The following is an 18,542-nucleotide window of genomic DNA, read 5'->3' on the forward strand; positions in this document are numbered from 1 at the left end:
ATGGGTATTGATCTTCCGCTGATCTGGGCCGTGATCATCATCTTCGGCATCATGATGTACGTGGTGATGGACGGTTTCGACCTGGGCATCGGCATCCTCTTTCCGTTTATCCCCGGCAAAGTCGACCGCGATGTGATGATGAACACCGTCGCGCCGGTATGGGACGGCAACGAAACCTGGCTGGTACTCGGCGGCGCGGCGCTGTTCGGCGCGTTCCCGCTGGCCTATTCGGTGGTGTTGTCGGCGTTGTACCTGCCACTGATCCTGATGCTGATCGGGCTGATCTTCCGGGGCGTGGCCTTCGAGTTCCGCTTCAAGGCCAAGGACGACAAGCGTCACCTCTGGGACAAGGCGTTTATCGGTGGCTCCATCGCCGCGACGTTCTTCCAGGGGGTGGCACTGGGGGCGTTTATCGATGGCATTCCGGTGGTGAATCGCCAGTTTGCCGGCGGCTCGCTGGATTGGCTTACGCCATTCACCCTGTTCTGTGGCGTTGCATTGGTGGTCGCCTATGCCTTGCTCGGCTGCACCTGGCTGATCATGAAAACCGAAGGCAAGTTGCAGGAGCAGATGCACAACCTGGCGCGGCCATTGGCGTTTGTGGTGCTGGCAGTGATCGGTATCGTCAGTGTGTGGACGCCGCTGGCGCATCCGGAAATCGCTTCACGCTGGTTCACCCTGCCGAACCTGTTCTGGTTCCTGCCGGTGCCGATTCTGGTGCTGGTGACCATGTACGGGTTGATCCGCGCCGTGGCGCGTAATGCCCACTACACGCCGTTCCTGCTGACGCTGGTGCTGATCTTTCTCGGCTACAGCGGCTTGGGCATCAGCCTGTGGCCGAACATCATTCCGCCTTCCGTGTCGATCTGGGACGCCGCTGCTCCACCGCAGAGCCAGGGCTTCATGCTGGTGGGCACGTTGTTCATCATCCCGTTTATCCTGGGCTACACCTTCTGGAGCTACTACGTGTTCCGCGGCAAGGTCACCCACGAAGACGGCTACCACTAGGAGGGTCGTTGTATGTCCGGCAAACCTTCGTTACACGAGATTGAACAGGCCGAGAAACAGCCGTTATGGCGGCGCCTGGGGTGGCTGGCGATGATCTGGACCGGCAGCGTGCTGGCCCTGTTCGTCGTGGCCAGCCTGATGCGCATGTTCATGAATGCCGCCGGCCTGACCACTCACTGATATCCCGATCCGGGCTTTGCGGCCCGGTTTTCCAGCCCTCGCTACGAGGGCTTTTTTATTTGCGGGCTTTGAGAATGACGAACTTCGGCGTGGCGGCTACTTGTTCAACGCCACGGAACAAACGCGCCAATTTGCTGTGATAACCCAGGTGGCGGTTGCCGACGATATAAAGGGCACCGCCCACTACCAGGGCTTCGCGCGCCTGCTGGAACATGCGCCAGGCCAGGAAGTCGCCGACCACCTGTTGCTGGTGGAACGGCGGGTTGCACAGCACCACGTCCAGTGACTGGGCTTCCTGGCCGGCGAGGCCATCGGCGGCGCGTACGCTTACATCGCGCGTACCGAAGGCAGCCTGCCAGTTTTCGGCCGCCGACTGCACGGCCATGTAGGACTCATCCACCAGGGTGTACTGCGCGTCGGGGTTTTGCAGGGCACTGGCGATCGCCAACACGCCGTTTCCGCAGCCCAGGTCCGCCACGCGGGCGCTGCCGAGATTGTTTGGCAGGTGCGGGAGGAAGGCACGGGTGCCGATGTCCAGGCCTTCGCGGCAGAACACGTTGGCGTGGTTCAACAGCTCGATGGCCGGTGCGTCCAGGGTGTAGCGGGTAGGGTAGGGCGAGACGGTGGCCGGGCGGGCGTCCACCGTGGCGATCAGCAAACGGGCTTTTTTCAGGGCAAGGGACGCGTGCATCGGGCCGATATAGCGCTCCAGCAACTCGCCCGCCGCCCGTGGCAGGTGCTTGACCATCGCGCCGGCAATCACCTGGGCGCCTGGCGCCAGTTGCCCTTGCAGGCGGATCAACTGCTCCTCCAAAAGGGCCAGGGTCTTTGGCACGCGGATCAGCACGCGGTCGAACGGCCCGGTCGGGACCTGGCTGGCGGGGACGAATGCTACGGCATCAAAAGCTTTGCCATTGCGCACCAGGTTTTTCTCCAGACCCTGGGCTGCCAGAAACGAGTCACCGCTGGACGTCACGTGCACCCGGCCTTCGAGGCTGGCCGCCAAGGCGCCGAAGCTGTCGTTGAGTACCAGCACACGGGTAGCAGCGCCGGGCTGCTGCTCGGCCAGGTAGCTGAGCAGGTACTCATCGGCAGCATCAAAGGCCTGCAACGGGTCATTGTGTTGCTCAGGCTGGCGAATCAGGTCGAGCTGGGCGAAGGGGCTGTCAAGCAGGGGCATGGCGGGGAAGCTCTGGGTCATCGATGGGGCGGCAGCGGGCATGGGCAACCGGCGCAACCATCTGAGTGAACAACGAAGCGGCATCAATGCGCCGTATCAACACTCAGAATTGGCCGTAAATGTTACTTTTTTTTCGATGGGATTACATGCGGTGTTTCTTCAGCGGTTAAAACAACCCTGCTTTGGAAGCACACAGTACGGCGGCAATCTTGTTATTGACCCCCAGTTTTCTCAAGCAACTGCTGATATGAAAGCCCACGGTGCGCTCCGACAGGCACAGGATCGTGGCAATGTCCGAAGCCGTCTTGCCCAGGGCCGACCACCTGAGGATTTCCGTTTCTCGTGGGGTCAATTTGCAAGGCGCTGTGACGCTCGGCTTTTCGGCATAATTTTGTGCCACCGCAGCATGCATCACATGACAAAGCCAGAGCACCTGGCCGGCTTTCTCGTAAAGCTCCTGTGGGCTGACTTCGCCGTTGCTTCTGCCCAGGGTCAGCATGCTGAACACGCCCTGGAAATCGTGCACGGCTTGGGTCCATCCAAAATGCACACCAAACGACTGGGCCAACGACCAGAGGTGGGGTGCGGCGCTGAAGGTTTTTTCATCCCACACGATAGGCAGCACGCTACGTTTGCAGTGGGCGACTACCGGATCGATGTCAAAAAAATGCGCTTGTTTGTAAACGGTATTCCATTCATTGGGGTAGTTATTAAAGTGAATCGGTTTGGTTTGGGTAGCTTGTTGTTGCGAACTCATCGTAAATGAGCAGTATTCGAATCCTAGCTCATAGGTGTGATTGACGACCATCTCATAAATAGTGGTGATCTTGTTCTCACCTTCCAGTTTGGGGAGTCGTGTATTGCGCCAGTTGACCATTTGTAACTCTCCATGGGTGTTGTTGCCTGGGCACGTCCTGGATCCCAGCGAGGTACGGAAATCAGTGTAGGACAAAGCCTACACATCGTAATGTGAAAAAATTTTACTGAATGCCCGTATTTTGTTTGTTTATTACTTATACAATGAGTGATCGTTTGTACATATAGTGCTTTATGTTCGGGTTATTCCTATAAGTTCAATGGGTTGGTGGTGATATTAAATTGGCATTTGTTTAGTTGCACTGCGACATCTAATGGCCTGTTAGAAGGGGAGAAATAGCTAAATAATTAGTTGGGACTGGATAGCTCCGATCCGAGCGCTTGCGCTGTAACAGCATAGCTGTTGCTCGCACTGGCAATGCCAGTACAAACCACTGGTGTTTCCCTGCGCGACTTTGAGAGACACTAGGGCACCTGTTCAACGGAGCCCCCCATGACGGCCAGCGCTGAGAAATTTACCCGCCAGACCCTGCTCGAAGTGCAATCGCTGACGCCCAGCCTGTTTACCCTGCGCACCAGCCGTGACTCGGGCTTTCGGTTTACCGCCGGCCAGTTTGTGCGCTTGGGCGTGACCAAGGCGGACGGCAGCACGGTGTGGCGCGCCTATTCCATTGTGTCCTCGCCATTTGATGAACACTTGGACTTCTTCTCTATCGTCGTTCCGGGGGGCGAGTTCACCAGTGAATTAAGCCGTCTGCAGGTGGGCGATACCTTGATGGTTGAGCGTCAGGCCACAGGCTATCTGACCTTGAATCGTTTTGTGGACGGGCGTGATCTGTGGCTGCTGGGCACCGGCACGGGGGTGGCACCGTTTCTGTCGATCCTGCAGGACTTCGAGGTCTGGGAAAAATTCGAGCGCATCGTACTGGTGTACAGCGCCCGAGAGGCCAAGGAGCTGGCGTATCAGTCGCTGATTAACACGCTCGGCGAGCGTGAGTACCTGGCCGAGTACGCGCATAAACTCACCTACATTCCCATCGTCACCCGTGAGCAGCACCCTGGGGCACTGAACGGGCGCATCACCACGCTGATCGAGAATGGCGAGTTGGAGCGCACTGCCGGTGTAGAACTGACCCCGGAGCACTCCCGCGTGCTGATCTGCGGCAACCCGCAGATGGTCGATGACACGCGCCAATTGCTCAAGCAGCGCGACCTGCAACTGAGCCTGAGCCGGCGCCCAGGGCAAGTGGCGGTGGAAAATTACTGGTAATAAAAAAGGCGCCTGAAACAGGCGCCTTTTCCAGGCAAACGCGGGTTAAAGCGGTTTGTCGTTTTGTGCTTTGAGCAGATCACGAATCTCACCCAGCAGCAGCTCTTCCTTGGTCGGCGTCGGCGGCAGGCTTGGGGCCACAGCTTCTTCGCGCTTCAGGCGGTTGATGGCTTTCACGCCCATAAAGATGGCGAAGGCGACGATCACGAAGTCGATGATGCTCTGGATGAACTTGCCATAGGCCAGGACCACAGCGGGCACATCACCCTGCGCGGCCTTGAGGGTTATCGCCAGGTCAGCGAAGTCCACACCACCGATCAACAGACCAATAGGTGGCATCACCACGTCGCCTACAAACGAGGAAACGATTTTACCGAAGGCGGCGCCGATGATGATACCGACGGCCATATCGACCACATTACCTTTGACCGCGAAGGCCTTGAACTCACTGATCACGCCCATAGGTTATTCCTTGTTACAGTTGAGGAGGGTGGAGGTCAGTGTAAGTCAGTCGTAGCCCGCTTGCTCGACACAACCGTTAACACTGTCAATTTTTATCGACCCATTAAATCGCAAATAGTTTGCAAAGTGCCACCAATCGCGCGCGAAATACGCGCTACTTCAGGGGCTTGCCACACTTTTTTCTTAATCAGCCCGGTGGTGTTTTTCTATTTATCTTCTGACTCGCAGGTCACTAGCCTCTGGCAAGCACAACTGAATGTGCACTAAAAAAGCCAGAGGAAACCCCGATGAACACGTCAATGAGCCGCAGGCCTGTTTCCGCGCGATATGCGCTGGGATTGGTCACTGCCAGTCTGCTGTCCCTTTCCGTACAAGCCGCCAACCTGACCCGCGATAACGGCGCCGCCGTGGGGGACAATCAGAATTCACAAACCGCCGGGGCCAATGGCCCGGTGCTGCTGCAAGACGTGCAGCTCATTCAAAAACTGCAGCGCTTTGACCGTGAACGCATCCCGGAGCGCGTGGTTCACGCCCGTGGCACCGGCGCCCATGGCACCTTTACCGTCACCGATAACCTCAGCGACCTGACCAAAGCCAAAGTCTTCGCAGCCGGTGAAGCCACCCCTGTATTCGTGCGTTTCTCTGCCGTGGTGCACGGCAACCATTCCCCGGAAACCCTGCGTGACCCACGCGGTTTCGCCACCAAGTTCTACACCAGCGAAGGTAACTGGGACCTGGTGGGCAATAACTTCCCGACGTTCTTTATCCGCGACGCCATCAAGTTCCCGGACATGGTCCATGCGTTCAAACCGGACCCGCGTACTAACCTTGACGACGACTCGCGTCGTTTTGACTTCTTCTCCCATGTTCCAGAGTCCACCCGCACGCTCACCGAGTTGTATTCCGACTCCGGCACGCCAGCCAGTTATCGCGAAATGGACGGCAACGGCGTACATGCCTACAAGTTGATCAACGCCAAGGGCGAAGTGCATTACGTCAAGTTCCACTGGAAGAGCCTGCAGGGCATCAAGAACCTTGACCCCAAGCAAGTTACCGACGTGCAGGGGCGTGACTACAGCCATATGACTAACGACTTGGTCACTCACATCAACAAGGGCGATTTCCCCAAGTGGGACCTTTACGTGCAAGTGCTGAAACCTGAGGATTTGGCCAAGTTTGATTTCGACCCGCTGGACGCCACCAAGATCTGGCCGAATGTACCGGAACGCAAAGTCGGGCAAATGGTGCTGAACCGCAACCCGGCCAACGTCTTCCAGGAAACCGAGCAAGTGGCCATGGCCCCGGCCAACCTGGTGCCGGGCATCGAGCCGTCGGAAGACCGCCTGCTGCAAGGTCGAGTGTTCTCCTACGCCGACACGCAGATGTACCGCCTGGGGCCGAACGCCCTGCAACTGCCGATCAACGCACCGCGTGTCACCGTCAACAACGGTAACCAGGATGGCGCAATGAACGCCGGCAAGACCACCACGGGCGTGAACTACCAACCAAGCCGCCTGCTGCCACGTGACGAACCACAAGCCGCGCGTTACAGCCAGTCGGCGCTGTCGGGCAGCACCCAGCAGGCGAAGATCCAGCGCGAGCAGAACTTCAAGCAGGCCGGTGACTTGTACCGCTCCTATAGCCAGAAAGAGCGTCAGGACTTGATCGAAAACTTCGGCGGCTCCCTGGCCACCACCGATGACGAGAGCAAGCACATCATCCTGTCGTTCCTCTATAAGGCTGACCCTGAGTACGGCACTGGCGTGACCAAGGTTGCCAAAGGCGACCTGGCGCGCGTCAAGGCGCTGGCAGAAAAACTGACTGACTGACGTTGGTTACGGTCGGCGCCCGCTGATAGGCGTCGACCCCGAGCTGGAGAAAACTCATGCGAATTTCTATCGGTTTACTGATGGCCATGCTGGCCTTTGTCGCCCATGCCGAGTCACCCGACCCGGTCGCGCTCAAGGCTCAGTTGCAGGACTACTATTTCGATGCTGCCCGTCGTGGCGATATCGAGATGCTCAACACCTTCATAGAATCCGGCTACAGCCTCAACACCCAGGACGACAAGGGTTACACCGCGCTGATCCTTGCCGCCTACCACGGCCAGGCTCCATTCGTGGAACGCCTGCTCAACGCCGGCGCCGACGCCTGTGTGCAGGACAAGCGCGGTAACACCGCATTAATGGGCGCGATCTTCAAAGGCGAGCTGAAAATCGCCCAGCGACTGCTCGCCACCGACTGCAACCCCGACCAGCGCAACGGCGCCGGGCAGACCGCCGCCATGTACGCCGGGCTGTTCAAGCGCGTTGAATTGCTGGATGAGTTAAAGGCCAAAGGCGCCAACCTAAACGCCGAAGACCCGATCGGCAACAGCGCTTCACGTTTGGCCAGTGGTGAAATCCGGACCCCGGCGCCGCGCTGAGCTATCATCGCGGTTTTTCGGTTGGAGGTTCTCAAATGGCAAAGGCCAAGCGCATGTACGGCTGCACCGAGTGCGGCGCGACCTTTCCCAAGTGGGCCGGCCAGTGCACCGAGTGCGGTGCATGGAACACCCTGACGGAAACCATGATCGAAAGCGGCGGCGCCGCAGCCCCCACCGGCCGCGCCGGCTGGACCGGGCAACAGGCGCAGATCAAGACGTTGGCTGAAGTCAGCGTCGAGGAAATCCCACGTTTCTCCACGGCGTCCGGCGAGCTGGACCGCGTGCTCGGCGGCGGGCTGGTGGACGGTTCGGTGGTGCTGATCGGCGGCGACCCCGGCATCGGCAAATCGACCATCCTGCTGCAAACCCTGTGCAGCATTGCCAGCCGCATGCCGGCGCTGTACGTCACGGGTGAGGAGTCCCAGCAGCAAGTGGCCATGCGCGCCCGTCGCCTGGGCTTGCCCCAGGATCAACTGCGGGTCATGACCGAAACCTGCATCGAAAGCATCATCGCCACGGCCCGTATCGAAAAACCCAAGGTCATGGTGATCGACTCGATCCAGACGATTTTCACCGAGCAGCTGCAATCGGCACCCGGCGGCGTGTCCCAGGTGCGCGAAAGTGCGGCGCTGCTGGTGCGGTATGCCAAGCAGAGCGGTACGGCGATTTTTCTGGTGGGCCACGTGACCAAAGAGGGCGCCTTGGCCGGGCCGCGAGTGCTTGAGCATATGGTCGACACCGTGCTGTATTTCGAAGGCGAATCCGATGGCCGTTTGCGTTTGCTGCGGGCGGTGAAGAACCGTTTCGGCGCGGTCAACGAATTGGGCGTGTTCGCCATGACCGACCGGGGGTTGAAAGAAGTCTCCAACCCTTCGGCGATTTTTCTGACCCGCGCCCAGGAAGAAGTCCCCGGCAGTGTGGTGATGGCGACGTGGGAAGGCACCCGCCCGATGCTGGTGGAAGTTCAGGCACTGGTGGATGACAGCCACTTGGCCAACCCACGGCGTGTCACGCTCGGTCTGGATCAGAACCGATTGGCGATGCTGCTGGCGGTGCTGCACCGTCACGGCGGCATTCCTACCCACGACCAGGACGTGTTCCTCAACGTGGTCGGCGGGGTCAAGGTGCTGGAAACCGCTTCCGACCTGGCGTTGATGGCGGCGGTGATGTCGAGCCTGCGCAATCGCCCGCTGCCCCATGACTTGCTGGTATTCGGCGAAGTCGGCCTGTCGGGCGAGGTACGCCCGGTGCCGAGTGGCCAGGAGCGCCTGAAAGAAGCGGCCAAGCACGGTTTCAAACGCGCGATCGTGCCCAAGGGCAATGCGCCGAAGGAAATGCCGGCAGGGTTGAAGGTCATTGGCGTCACGCGCCTTGAACAGGCGCTGGATGCCTTGTTCGAGTAATCAGTACCACTGCAAAACCAATGTGGGAGCTGGCTTGCCTGCGATGCAGGCACCGCGGTCTTTCAGGAAGACCGAGGTGAATCTATCGCAGGCAAGCCAGCTCCCACATTTCGTCAGTGTTGGCTGTTAGATTTCCAGCAGCGCCGCTAACTCACGGTGCAGCTCTTCCTCATCCCCGAGGTTCAGCTCAATCAACCGCCGCAAATGGCTGATCGACTCCAGGTCTATGTGCTCACACACAAACCCCAACTGCCCATGATCATCGTGGGCCAGCCTTACCTGCATCTTTATATGCGCCTGCGGATCCAGACGGATATCCACATCAAACGGCTGAGCGCGATTGCCCTGCCAGTCATCAGGGCGCTGCACCAACAAACCTTTGAGCGACAGGTCCACCAATTGCACCGGCGAATTCCAGCTGTTTTGCGCAATGGTCGTTCGGGCATCAAAGGCAATACGCCGAAAACGGCGCCGATCTGACGGTTGCTCGCTCATGGTCAAACCCTCTGGAGATAAGGGGATTGTAGCCCTGCGCCATCATCGGGCCTTTATTTCTGCTTTTTTTACGGTTGCAAGGCTCTAGACCAACGTAGGGGGGTGGCCTTTAAGGCCAACAGCGCTAAACTCGGGCTGGCTGTCTTTCTGTCCACCCTGGCTGGAATATAAAAATGAAAAATAATAATAGCCTGCTACGCCACCTACCCTGGCTGGTGCTGGCAATCGTAGGAGCGTGCGCCCTGGGCGTAGTGGCCTTGCGCCGCGGCGAGGCGATCAACGCCTTGTGGATTGTGGTTGCTGCTGTCGCCATCTACCTGGTTGCGTACCGTTACTACAGTCTGTTCATCGCTAACAATGTGATGCAGCTCGATCCACGGCGGGCCACCCCCGCAGTGCTCAACAATGACGGCCTGGACTATGTGCCGACCAACAAACACATCCTCTTTGGGCACCACTTTGCGGCGATTGCCGGCGCAGGTCCGCTGGTCGGCCCAGTATTGGCGGCGCAAATGGGCTACCTGCCCGGCACGCTTTGGCTGATTGCCGGTGTGGTGCTGGCCGGTGCGGTGCAGGACTTCATGGTGCTGTTCCTGTCCACTCGTCGCAATGGGCGTTCCCTGGGGGACATGGTTCGCGAAGAGATGGGCCGCATTCCGGGGACCATCGCGCTGTTCGGCTGCTTCCTGATCATGATCATCATCCTCGCGGTGCTGGCGCTGATCGTGGTCAAGGCCCTGGCCGAGAGCCCGTGGGGCATCTTCACGGTGATGGCGACCATCCCGATCGCGATGTTCATGGGCGTGTACATGCGCTACATCCGTCCGGGCCGCATTGGCGAAATTTCGGTCATCGGCGTGCTGTTGCTGCTGGGTTCGATCTGGCTGGGCGGGCAGATTGCCGCTGACCCGGTGTGGGCCAAGGCTTTCTCGTTCACCGGTATCCAGATCACCTGGATGCTGATCGGCTACGGTTTCGTGGCGGCGGTATTGCCGGTGTGGCTGATTTTGGCACCGCGTGACTACCTCTCCACCTTCCTCAAAATCGGCACCATCATCGCTCTGGCGATCGGCATTCTGGTCACCATGCCAGAGCTGAAAATGCCGGCCCTCACCCAATTCATCGATGGCACCGGTCCGGTTTGGAAGGGCGGCCTGTTCCCGTTCCTGTTCATTACCATTGCCTGTGGCGCGGTCTCGGGTTTCCACGCGCTGATTTCCTCGGGCACCACGCCCAAGCTGCTGGATAACGAAGTCAACTCGCGCTACATCGGTTACGGCGCGATGCTGATGGAGTCGTTCGTGGCCATCATGGCCATGGTTGCCGCCTCGGTGATCGAGCCCGGCGTGTATTTCGCCATGAACAGCCCGGCTGCGGTGGTCGGTGGTGATGTGGTGACTGTGGCGCAAACCGTCAGCAGCTGGGGCTTTGCAATTACCCCGGAAGCCTTGACGGCCGTGGCCCATGACATCGGCGAAACCACCATCCTGGCGCGTGCCGGCGGTGCGCCGACCCTGGCGGTCGGTATCGCGCAGATCCTGCACAGTGTGCTGCCGGGTGAAAACACCATGGCGTTCTGGTACCACTTTGCGATCCTGTTCGAAGCATTGTTCATCCTGACCGCAGTCGACGCCGGCACCCGTGCGGGGCGCTTCATGCTCCAGGATTTGCTCGGCTCCTTCGTACCGTCGCTCAAGCGTACCGAGTCCTGGACCGCTAACTTGATTGCTACGGCAGGTTGCGTGGCGATGTGGGGTTACCTGCTGTACCAAGGCGTGATCGACCCGCTGGGCGGCATCAATACCTTGTGGCCGCTGTTCGGTATCTCCAACCAGATGCTCGCCGGTATCGCGCTGATGCTCGCCACCGTTGTGCTGATCAAAATGAAGCGCCAGCGCTACATTTGGGTGACCATGCTGCCGGCAGTCTGGCTGCTGATCTGCACCACCACCGCAGGCTTCATCAAGCTGTTCGACGCTAACCCGGCGATTGGCTTCCTGTCGCTGGCCAAGAAGTACAGCGATGCCCTGGCCAACGGCCAGATCCTCGCACCGGCCAAGAACATCGACCAGATGCAGCACGTGATCTGGAACGCTTACACCAACGCAACGCTGACGGCGCTGTTCCTGTTCGTGGTCTTCAGCATCCTGTTCTATGCGCTCAAGGTCGGCGTCGCCGCCTGGGGCAACAAAGAGCGCACGGATAAAGAAGCCCCGTTCCAGGCTGTACCGGACGCGTAAACGAGGATTGCAACCATGTTCAATGACATCAGTCGCCTCGGTAAATACCTCGGTCAGGCCGCGCGCCTGATGGTCGGCATGCCCGACTACGACACCTACGTCGAGCATATGCAAACCAAGCACCCGGACAAACCGGTGATGGACTACAAGGCGTTCTTCCGCGAACGCCAGGAAGCCCGTTACGGTGGCAAGGGTGGGCCCAAGTGCTGCTGACCCGGTATTCGGGTTAGCGCTTCTCCCTGTGGGAGCAAGGCTTTATGTGGGAGCTGGCTTGCCTGCGATAGCATCACCTCGGTCTGCCTGATAGACCGAGTTGCTTGCATCGCAGGCAAGCCAGCTCCCACATGGGTCTGCTCCCACATTTGTTTCTGTGTTCCTTCAAGGAGAATTTTTTGTCCTCTCCCATCCCCGTCACCATCCTCAGCGGCTTCCTCGGCGCCGGCAAAACCACCTTGCTGCGCCACCTGCTCAAAGCCGAGCACGGCCTCAAAATCGCCGTAATCGAAAACGAATTCAGTGATGCCGGCATCGACACCCAACTGTTGGGCGCCGAGCCTGTACAAGTCATGACCCTGTCCAACGGTTGCGTGTGCTGCACCATCCACACCGACCTGACCAAAGCCCTGTACCTGCTGCTCGAGCGCCTGGACAGCGGCGAGATCGCCTTCGACCGGCTGGTGATCGAGTGCACCGGCCTGGCCGACCCTGCGCCTGTGGCCCAGACCTTTTTCATCGACGAGGAGCTGCGCGAGCGCTACATCCTCGACGGCATCATCACCTTGGTGGACGCGGCCCATGCTGAGCACCACCTGACCCAGACCATCGCCCAGGCTCAGATCGGTTTTGCCGACCGCCTGCTGGTGAGCAAGCGTGATCTGGTGGATGAGGCATCCTTCGACGCCCTCAGCCAGCGCTTGACCCGCATCAACCGCCGTGCGCCGATTCGCGTGGTCGACCACGGCAAAATCGACCTGGCCGAACTGCTCGACGTGCGCGGCTTTAATCTCAACGCGGGCATGACCCTGCGCCCGGTCAGTGCCGCGCCGTCCATCGACCGTATTTCCAGCCTGGTGCTGCGTACCGACCAGCCGCTGGATATCGACCGGCTCAGCGAGTTTATGAACGAACTGCTGGAGGACCATGGCAAACAACTGCTGCGCTACAAAGGCGTACTGAATATTGCCGGGGAAGACCGGCGCATGGTGTTCCAGGGCGTGCTCAAGCTTTACGGTTTCGATTGGGACACCGAATGGGCCGAGGGTGAGGCGCGCGAAAGTGTGATTGTGTTTATTGCTGATGAGTTGCCGGAAGCCAAAATTCGCGAGGGCTTTGCCCGGGTCTACCAACCCTGACTCGAAATGCATTCAAAATGTGGGAGCTGGCTTGCCTGCGATGGCGGTGGGTCAGCTAATGGTGTGCCAACTGACAGGCCGCTATCGCAGGCAAGCCAGCTCCCACATTGAACCGTATTTCAATTTGAGAACGGCCATAAAAAAGCCCGGCTCAAGAGCCGGGCTTTTTATTCAAGCAACTGCAATCAAGCGCCGTACACCGGCAGCTTTTTGCAGATGGCCTTGACCTTCTCACGGACCGCGTCAATCACGGCTTCGTTGTTCAGGTCAGCCAGGATGTCGCAGATCCAGCCGGCCAGTTCCTTGCACTCTGCTTCTTTAAAGCCACGAGTGGTCACAGCCGGGGTGCCGAAGCGCAGGCCGGAGGTGACGAACGGCGAACGTGGGTCGTTCGGCACGGAGTTTTTGTTCACGGTGATGAAGGCTTTGCCCAGTGCGGCGTCAGCATCTTTACCGGAGATGTCCTGCTTGATCAGCGACAGCAGGAACAGGTGGTTTTCAGTACCGCCGGACACCACGTCAAAGCCGCGCTCGATAAACACGCTGGCCATGGTCTGGGCGTTTTTCACCACTTGCTGCTGGTAAGTCTTGAACTCAGGCTGCAGGGCTTCTTTGAAGCAGATCGCTTTAGCGGCGATCACGTGCTCCAGCGGGCCGCCTTGGGCGCCAGGGAATACGGCAGAGTTCAGCTTCTTCTCGATCTCGGCGTTGGCGCGAGCCAGGATCAGGCCGCCACGTGGACCGCGCAGGGTCTTGTGCGTGGTGGTGGTCACGACGTCAGCGAAAGGCACCGGGTTCGGGTAGACGCCAGCGGCGACCAGACCGGCTACGTGAGCCATATCAACGAAGAGATATGCGCCGACTTTGTCAGCGATAGCGCGGAAACGTGGGAAATCCAGGATCTGCGAGTAGGCAGAGAAACCGGCCACGATCATTTTTGGCTTGTGCTCAACGGCCAGGCGCTCGACTTCGTCGTAGTCGATCAGGCCGTTGGCATCGATACCGTATTGAACGGCGTTGTACAGCTTGCCGGAGGAGGAAACGCTGGCGCCGTGGGTCAGGTGACCGCCGTGGGCCAGGCTCATGCCCAGGATGGTGTCGCCGCCTTGCAGCAGGGCCAGGTACACGGCGCTGTTGGCTTGGGAACCGGCGTGTGGCTGAACGTTGGCGTAATCGGCGCCGAACAGTTCCTTGGCACGGTCGATTGCCAGTTGCTCAACCACGTCGACGTACTCGCAACCACCGTAGTAGCGCTTGCCTGGGTAGCCTTCGGCGTATTTGTTGGTCAGAACCGAACCTTGAGCCTCCATCACCGCAGGGCTGGTGTAGTTTTCCGAAGCGATCAGCTCAATGTGCTCTTCCTGGCGCACGGCTTCTTGCTCCATGGCGGCGAAGAGATCGGCGTCGTACTTGGCAATAGTCAAATCACGGCTGAACATGGCGGTCCTCAAGGATCGGGGGCAGAAAAGGAAGGCATTCTAACCCAATGGGTTTTAGATGGCATATGAAAGGACATCATGTCGCGGACAAGTGGGGCTCATCCAGGGATGGGCGGTGCCTGTACTGGCCCTATCGCAGGCAAGCCAGCTCCCACACCTGAAGGTATTCACAATTCAAAATGTGGGAGCTGGCTTGCCTGCGATAGGGCCATCAGCCCCACCACAAGGCTTCAGTCGAACATGAACAGCGCATCATTGCTGAACTGCGCTTCAAACCGATTTGCCGGCATTGGCCGCCCAAACAGATAACCCTGCACCTCATCACAGCCATGTTCACGCAGGAAATCCAGCTGCTCATGGGTTTCCACGCCCTCGGCGATCACCGCCAGGTTGAGGCTGTGGGCCATGGCGATAATCGCGCGGGCAATTTGCGCGTCCTGCTCGCCGGACGGCAGGCCGTCGACGAAAGTTCGGTCGATCTTCAACACATCGATGGGGAATTGCTTGAGGTAGTTGAGCGACGAATAACCGGTGCCGAAGTCGTCCACCGCAATGCTCAGGCCCAGGTTTTTCAGGCTGGCGAGGATCTGCATGGCCTCGTTGACTTCGCGCATCAGGATACTTTCGGTCAGCTCCAGCTCCAGGCACGCCGGCGGCAGGCCGGTGTCCTTGAGAATAGTGGCGATGCGTTCGCCCAACTGCCCATCGGAGAATTGACGCGCCGAGATGTTCACCGAGACTTTCGGCACGCGCACCTTGTTCTGGTGCCAGGTCTTGAGCTGGCGGCAGGCTTCCGCGATCACCCAGTCGCCCACGTCTACCACCAGCCCCAATTCCTCCAGTACCGGGATGAAATCCCCCGGCGGCACCAGCCCTCGGCGTGGGTGACGCCAGCGCAGCAGGGCTTCGGCGCCGGTCAGGCGCTTGCCGTCGCCGCTGAACTGCGGTTGGTAATACAGCACGAATTCGTTCTGGTCCAAGGCGTGGCGCAGGTCGCTCTCCAGCTCCAGGCGCTCCAGGGCGCTGGCATTCATGTCCGCCTGGTAGAACTGGAAGTTGTTCTTGCCGCGCTCTTTGGCGTGGTACATCGCCGTGTCGGCGTTTTTCATCAGTTGGCTCAGTTCGTTGCCGTCCTGCGGGCTTAAGGCGATGCCGATACTGGCGGTCACAAAGAACTCGCGGCCCTCCAGCACAAATGGCTTCACCAGGCTTGCCAGGATCTGCTCGGCCACGGTAATTGCACGGTTCAGCGCCATCTCGCGGCTGACCCGCGGTTGCAGCAGCAAGGTGAACTCGTCGCCGCCCATACGTGCCACGGTGTCGTCTTCGGCCACGCAGCCCAGCAGGCGGGTGGCCATTTCCTTGAGCATGCGGTCGCCGGCGGCGTGGCCCAGGGAGTCGTTGATCGGTTTGAAACGGTCGAGGTCGAGGAACATCAGTACCACCCACGACTTTTGCCGTTCGGCCGACTGCAGCGCGGTGTGCAGGCGGTCCTGGAACAGTGTGCGGTTGGGCAGGTGGGTCAGGGCGTCGTAATACGCCAGGCGGTGGATGCGCTGCTCGCTGGCCTTGCGCTCGCTGATATCACTGAAGAAACACACGTAGCTGGCCAGGTCGCCTTCATCGTCGAATACGGCGGTAATGCCGACCCAGGCCGGGTAATGCTCGCCATTGCGACGCTTGAGCCACACTTCACCTTCCCAGGTGCTGTGCTGATGCAACTGCTTGAGCACGTAACGCAGGTGCGCCTCCTGCTGTTCATCCACCGTGAGCATGTTCGGCAATTGATCCAGCACGTCTGCCACTGCATAGCCGCTGACCCGGCTGAACGCCTCGTTGGCCTGCACGATATAACCGGCCGGGTCGGTGATCAGGATCGCCGAGGTTGAGTGCTCGAATACCGTGGCCGCCATGCGCAGGTCTTTTTCGGCGCGGCGTTGCTGGCTGATATCGCGGCCCACACCCAGGATGCCTTCAAACGCGCCGTGTTCGTCCCAAACCAGCACCAGGCGCAACTCGATCGGCACCTTGCGGCCGTCGGCGCGCAGGCAGTCGAACAGGAACAGTTGGGTGTGGATATCATCACGCAGTCTGTTCAGCGCCTCGGGGTCGCCGAGCGCACGGCTGACCTGTTCCACCAAACTGTAGATACCGGTCAGTTGCTGCGGGTTGGCGATGATCGACTGCCAGCCGTTCTTGAACACCCAGTCCACGTCATAACCCAGCACGGCGTTGACTGATGGGCTGATGTAATTGAGCGCAAGCTGGCTGTCGGTGGAGCAGATCACGTCGCTGATGCTTTCGGCCAGCATGCGGTAGCGCTGCTCGCTGTCACGCAGGGATTCACTGGCTTCGATCTGGTCGGTGATGTCCTTGGCCACGCCGATGATCCGCGTGACCACAGCGGTTTTATCCCGCGCCAGCGCTTGCTCACGGATATCAAAGCGCCGCCACTGGTTATTGCGATGGCGAAAGCGCAGCTGGCATTGCAGTTGGGTGGTGTAGCCGACCTCGCGCTGTTGCAGGCGCAAGTCGTGGTAATACTCGGCATCCTCGGGGTGCAGCAGGATTTCCCAGAAGTACTCGCCCATTTGCTGCAGTTCGGCCTTGTTGTAGCCGAGGGTATGGCCCAAATGGTGGTTGCTGAAAATCATGCGCTGGCTGATCACGTCCTGCACATACAGGTGATCAGGCACGGTGCGCACCACGTCCGACCAGAAACTCTCACGCTCCACCAGCGACAGTTCGATCAGCTTGCGGCTGGTGATATCGCTGATGCTGAGAATCACGGCCTTGAAGTCGTCCTGCTGCTCCGGCAGGCGCATCACCAGCCACAGATATTGGTCATTGCCGGCCACGTCATTGAGCTGGATTTCCAGCTCCAGCTGTTTTTGCTGGGTCAGAACGGCTTCGAGCACTTGATAGCCGATGGCGGTGGCATTGCTTGGGCAATCATCGATCAGGCGTTCCCAGGCTTGCTCGCATGAGCCGACATTCAGCAGGCGCACGGCCACCTGGTTGACCTCGGTAATGCGCAGTTCCTTGAGCAGTTGCTGGCGCCCGGCGGTGTTGTTGAGCAACCAGACCTGCAATTGCTCACGGGTCTGCACGTGGGTCTTGTCAAAAAACGCCTTGAGCCCCGACAGATCCAACACGCACAGGGCCACGCCGGTGCCTTCGAAAATATCCTGATAACGCCGGCGGCCTTCATGCACCTGGCGCTGGCGGCGGCGCATGTTCAGCAGCACGATCAGCGGGATCAGCGAGAACGCCAGGCCCAGCAGGCATTTGCCGATAAACGCCGGCAGCAGTTGCTCCAGCACCGCGCTGCGGTCAAACAGGCCGCGCAATTGCCAATCGCTTTTACTCAGGAGCGTAACCAGCACGCTTTTGTTCAATTCATCCGGCGTCAGCGCCGCGGCCCATTGCGCAGGCATGCCACTGTCGCGGCTGACCACGCGGTGGTTCAGGCGGTTCTCGATGGCCCACATCGGGCGCTGGCCCTGGCCGTCCTGGCGGGTGAGGTTGCTCAGGTAGCTGGGCGCCAGGCGCAAGGCCCAGTACATTTTCGAGCCGCCGCTGGGCTGCTGAAGCAACAGATAGATCAGGGTGCCGTCGGGGCTGTTGCTCAAGTAATAAGGTTGCGAGTGGCTGCGCTGCACCAGCTCTTCAAGCCAGGCGCGGTCCTGGCTGCCTTTGGCGCTGTCGCTGATCAGCGCGCCGCTGGGGGCGAGCAGGGCGAAACTGCGCAGCTCCGGCAACGAGCGTTGCAAGGTGCGCATCAGCGCCTGTTGTTGCTCGTCGTTGCGCGGCGGCTCGACCATCGGCAGCAGGTTCAAGGCGATTTTCGCGCTCAGGGCCATGTTCAGGCTGATCTGTTCAGCCAGGTCGGCGCTGTAATCGATGGTGTATTGCTGTTGGTTTTTCTGGTTTTGCTGCAGTTGGTCCAACAGCTGCCAGAACAATAACGCCAGCAGCACCAGCACCAGCATCGCCAGTGCGCCTTTTAAAGTGCCGTGCAGGGGCGCGCCCGGCGCTATATGAGCGGCGCGCAAGGGCGTGGGCGGCGTGACTTTGGACAAGCTGTGATCCTGCGGTTTGGCTGGACTGGCGCGCGACGTGCACTATAAGCCGGACGCCCGGAGGGCGGCTAGCATGCCTTGCCTTGTGGCAAAGTGCCAGCCCCGCTTGGCTGGACTGCCCAAGCGCATTCAGGTAGCTTTGCCGGTTACGCGGGGGCGTTCCAGCCCCAGACATTCAGGCTTTTTCCGC

15 protein-coding genes are annotated in these 18,542 nt (G+C 59.6%); 9 read left to right on the forward strand and 6 right to left on the reverse strand.

What is annotated here, in order from left to right; translation table 11 throughout:
- On the forward strand, window positions 1-1,008 hold the full coding sequence (gene cydB, locus HBO23_RS11530) for a cytochrome d ubiquinol oxidase subunit II (RefSeq protein WP_138453261.1): 1,008 nt from the start codon (window positions 1-3) through the stop codon (window positions 1,006-1,008).
- A 12-nt stretch (window positions 1,009-1,020) separates the two neighbouring features.
- The gene (locus tag HBO23_RS11535) at window positions 1,021-1,188 is read left to right on the forward strand and encodes a DUF2474 domain-containing protein (RefSeq protein WP_010206690.1); all 168 of its coding nucleotides are present in this window, start codon (window positions 1,021-1,023) and stop codon (window positions 1,186-1,188) included.
- Window positions 1,189-1,243: 55 nt separating this feature from the next.
- On the opposite strand, the gene HBO23_RS11540 is transcribed toward HBO23_RS11535, so the two are convergent.
- Together HBO23_RS11540 and HBO23_RS11545 are read right to left on the reverse strand one after the other, a co-directional pair.
- The gene (locus HBO23_RS11540) at window positions 1,244-2,368 is read right to left on the reverse strand and encodes a methyltransferase (protein WP_170038100.1); all 1,125 of its coding nucleotides are present in this window, start codon (window positions 2,366-2,368) and stop codon (window positions 1,244-1,246) included.
- A 166-nt stretch (window positions 2,369-2,534) separates the two neighbouring features.
- A complete protein-coding gene (locus tag HBO23_RS11545; protein ID WP_170038102.1) occupies window positions 2,535-3,245 on the reverse strand; it encodes a LuxR family transcriptional regulator in 711 nt (236 codons plus the stop codon).
- A 432-nt stretch (window positions 3,246-3,677) separates the two neighbouring features.
- On the opposite strand from HBO23_RS11545, the gene HBO23_RS11550 reads away from it, so the two are divergent.
- Window positions 3,678-4,454: a ferredoxin--NADP reductase gene (locus HBO23_RS11550; RefSeq protein ID WP_170038105.1), complete on the forward strand. Its 777-nt coding sequence runs from the start codon at window positions 3,678-3,680 to the stop codon at window positions 4,452-4,454.
- A gap of 45 nt (window positions 4,455-4,499) precedes the next feature.
- On the opposite strand, the gene mscL is transcribed toward HBO23_RS11550, so the two are convergent.
- Window positions 4,500-4,916, reverse strand: coding sequence for a large-conductance mechanosensitive channel protein MscL (mscL, locus tag HBO23_RS11555; protein WP_017139311.1), 417 nt, complete (start codon window positions 4,914-4,916; stop codon window positions 4,500-4,502).
- 287 nt (window positions 4,917-5,203) lie between these two features.
- Between mscL and HBO23_RS11560 the strand changes: the two genes are divergently transcribed.
- The 3 genes from HBO23_RS11560 to radA are packed head-to-tail and all read left to right on the forward strand — an operon-like array spanning window position 5,204 to window position 8,744.
- Window positions 5,204-6,745: a catalase gene (locus HBO23_RS11560; RefSeq protein WP_017139310.1), complete on the forward strand. Its 1,542-nt coding sequence runs from the start codon at window positions 5,204-5,206 to the stop codon at window positions 6,743-6,745.
- A gap of 56 nt (window positions 6,746-6,801) precedes the next feature.
- A complete protein-coding gene (locus HBO23_RS11565; RefSeq protein WP_170038107.1) occupies window positions 6,802-7,341 on the forward strand; it encodes an ankyrin repeat domain-containing protein in 540 nt (179 codons plus the stop codon).
- 35 nt (window positions 7,342-7,376) lie between these two features.
- The gene (radA, locus tag HBO23_RS11570) at window positions 7,377-8,744 is read left to right on the forward strand and encodes a DNA repair protein RadA (RefSeq protein WP_138451911.1); all 1,368 of its coding nucleotides are present in this window, start codon (window positions 7,377-7,379) and stop codon (window positions 8,742-8,744) included.
- 126 nt (window positions 8,745-8,870) lie between these two features.
- On the opposite strand, the gene HBO23_RS11575 is transcribed toward radA, so the two are convergent.
- The gene (locus HBO23_RS11575; RefSeq protein WP_170038109.1) at window positions 8,871-9,239 is read right to left on the reverse strand and encodes a PilZ domain-containing protein; all 369 of its coding nucleotides are present in this window, start codon (window positions 9,237-9,239) and stop codon (window positions 8,871-8,873) included.
- A 173-nt stretch (window positions 9,240-9,412) separates the two neighbouring features.
- Between HBO23_RS11575 and HBO23_RS11580 the strand changes: the two genes are divergently transcribed.
- The 3 genes from HBO23_RS11580 to yjiA all read left to right on the forward strand — a co-directional run bounded on the left by HBO23_RS11580 (window position 9,413) and on the right by yjiA (window position 12,831).
- Window positions 9,413-11,479 (forward strand): carbon starvation CstA family protein, encoded by a 2,067-nt coding sequence (locus HBO23_RS11580; RefSeq protein ID WP_017139303.1) that lies wholly within the window; start codon window positions 9,413-9,415, stop codon window positions 11,477-11,479.
- A 15-nt stretch (window positions 11,480-11,494) separates the two neighbouring features.
- Entirely contained in the window at window positions 11,495-11,692 is a 198-nt protein-coding gene (locus HBO23_RS11585; protein WP_003194308.1) for a YbdD/YjiX family protein, read from the forward strand.
- 131 nt (window positions 11,693-11,823) lie between these two features.
- Window positions 11,824-12,831 carry a GTPase gene (gene yjiA / locus HBO23_RS11590; protein ID WP_017139302.1) on the forward strand — a complete coding sequence of 336 codons (1,008 nt, stop codon included), beginning with the start codon at window positions 11,824-11,826 and terminating at the stop codon, window positions 12,829-12,831.
- A gap of 185 nt (window positions 12,832-13,016) precedes the next feature.
- On the opposite strand, the gene glyA is transcribed toward yjiA, so the two are convergent.
- Together glyA and HBO23_RS11600 are read right to left on the reverse strand one after the other, a co-directional pair.
- Window positions 13,017-14,270 carry a serine hydroxymethyltransferase gene (glyA, locus tag HBO23_RS11595; RefSeq protein WP_053137906.1) on the reverse strand — a complete coding sequence of 418 codons (1,254 nt, stop codon included), beginning with the start codon at window positions 14,268-14,270 and terminating at the stop codon, window positions 13,017-13,019.
- A gap of 230 nt (window positions 14,271-14,500) precedes the next feature.
- Window positions 14,501-18,352, reverse strand: coding sequence for a bifunctional diguanylate cyclase/phosphodiesterase (locus HBO23_RS11600; RefSeq protein WP_170038111.1), 3,852 nt, complete (start codon window positions 18,350-18,352; stop codon window positions 14,501-14,503).
- Between the last annotated feature and the right edge of the window lie 190 nt (window positions 18,353-18,542).

Origin of the sequence: Pseudomonas sp. WS 5532 (genome assembly GCF_012985445.1) — a bacterium.
GTDB lineage: Bacteria > Pseudomonadota > Gammaproteobacteria > Pseudomonadales > Pseudomonadaceae > Aquipseudomonas > Aquipseudomonas edaphica.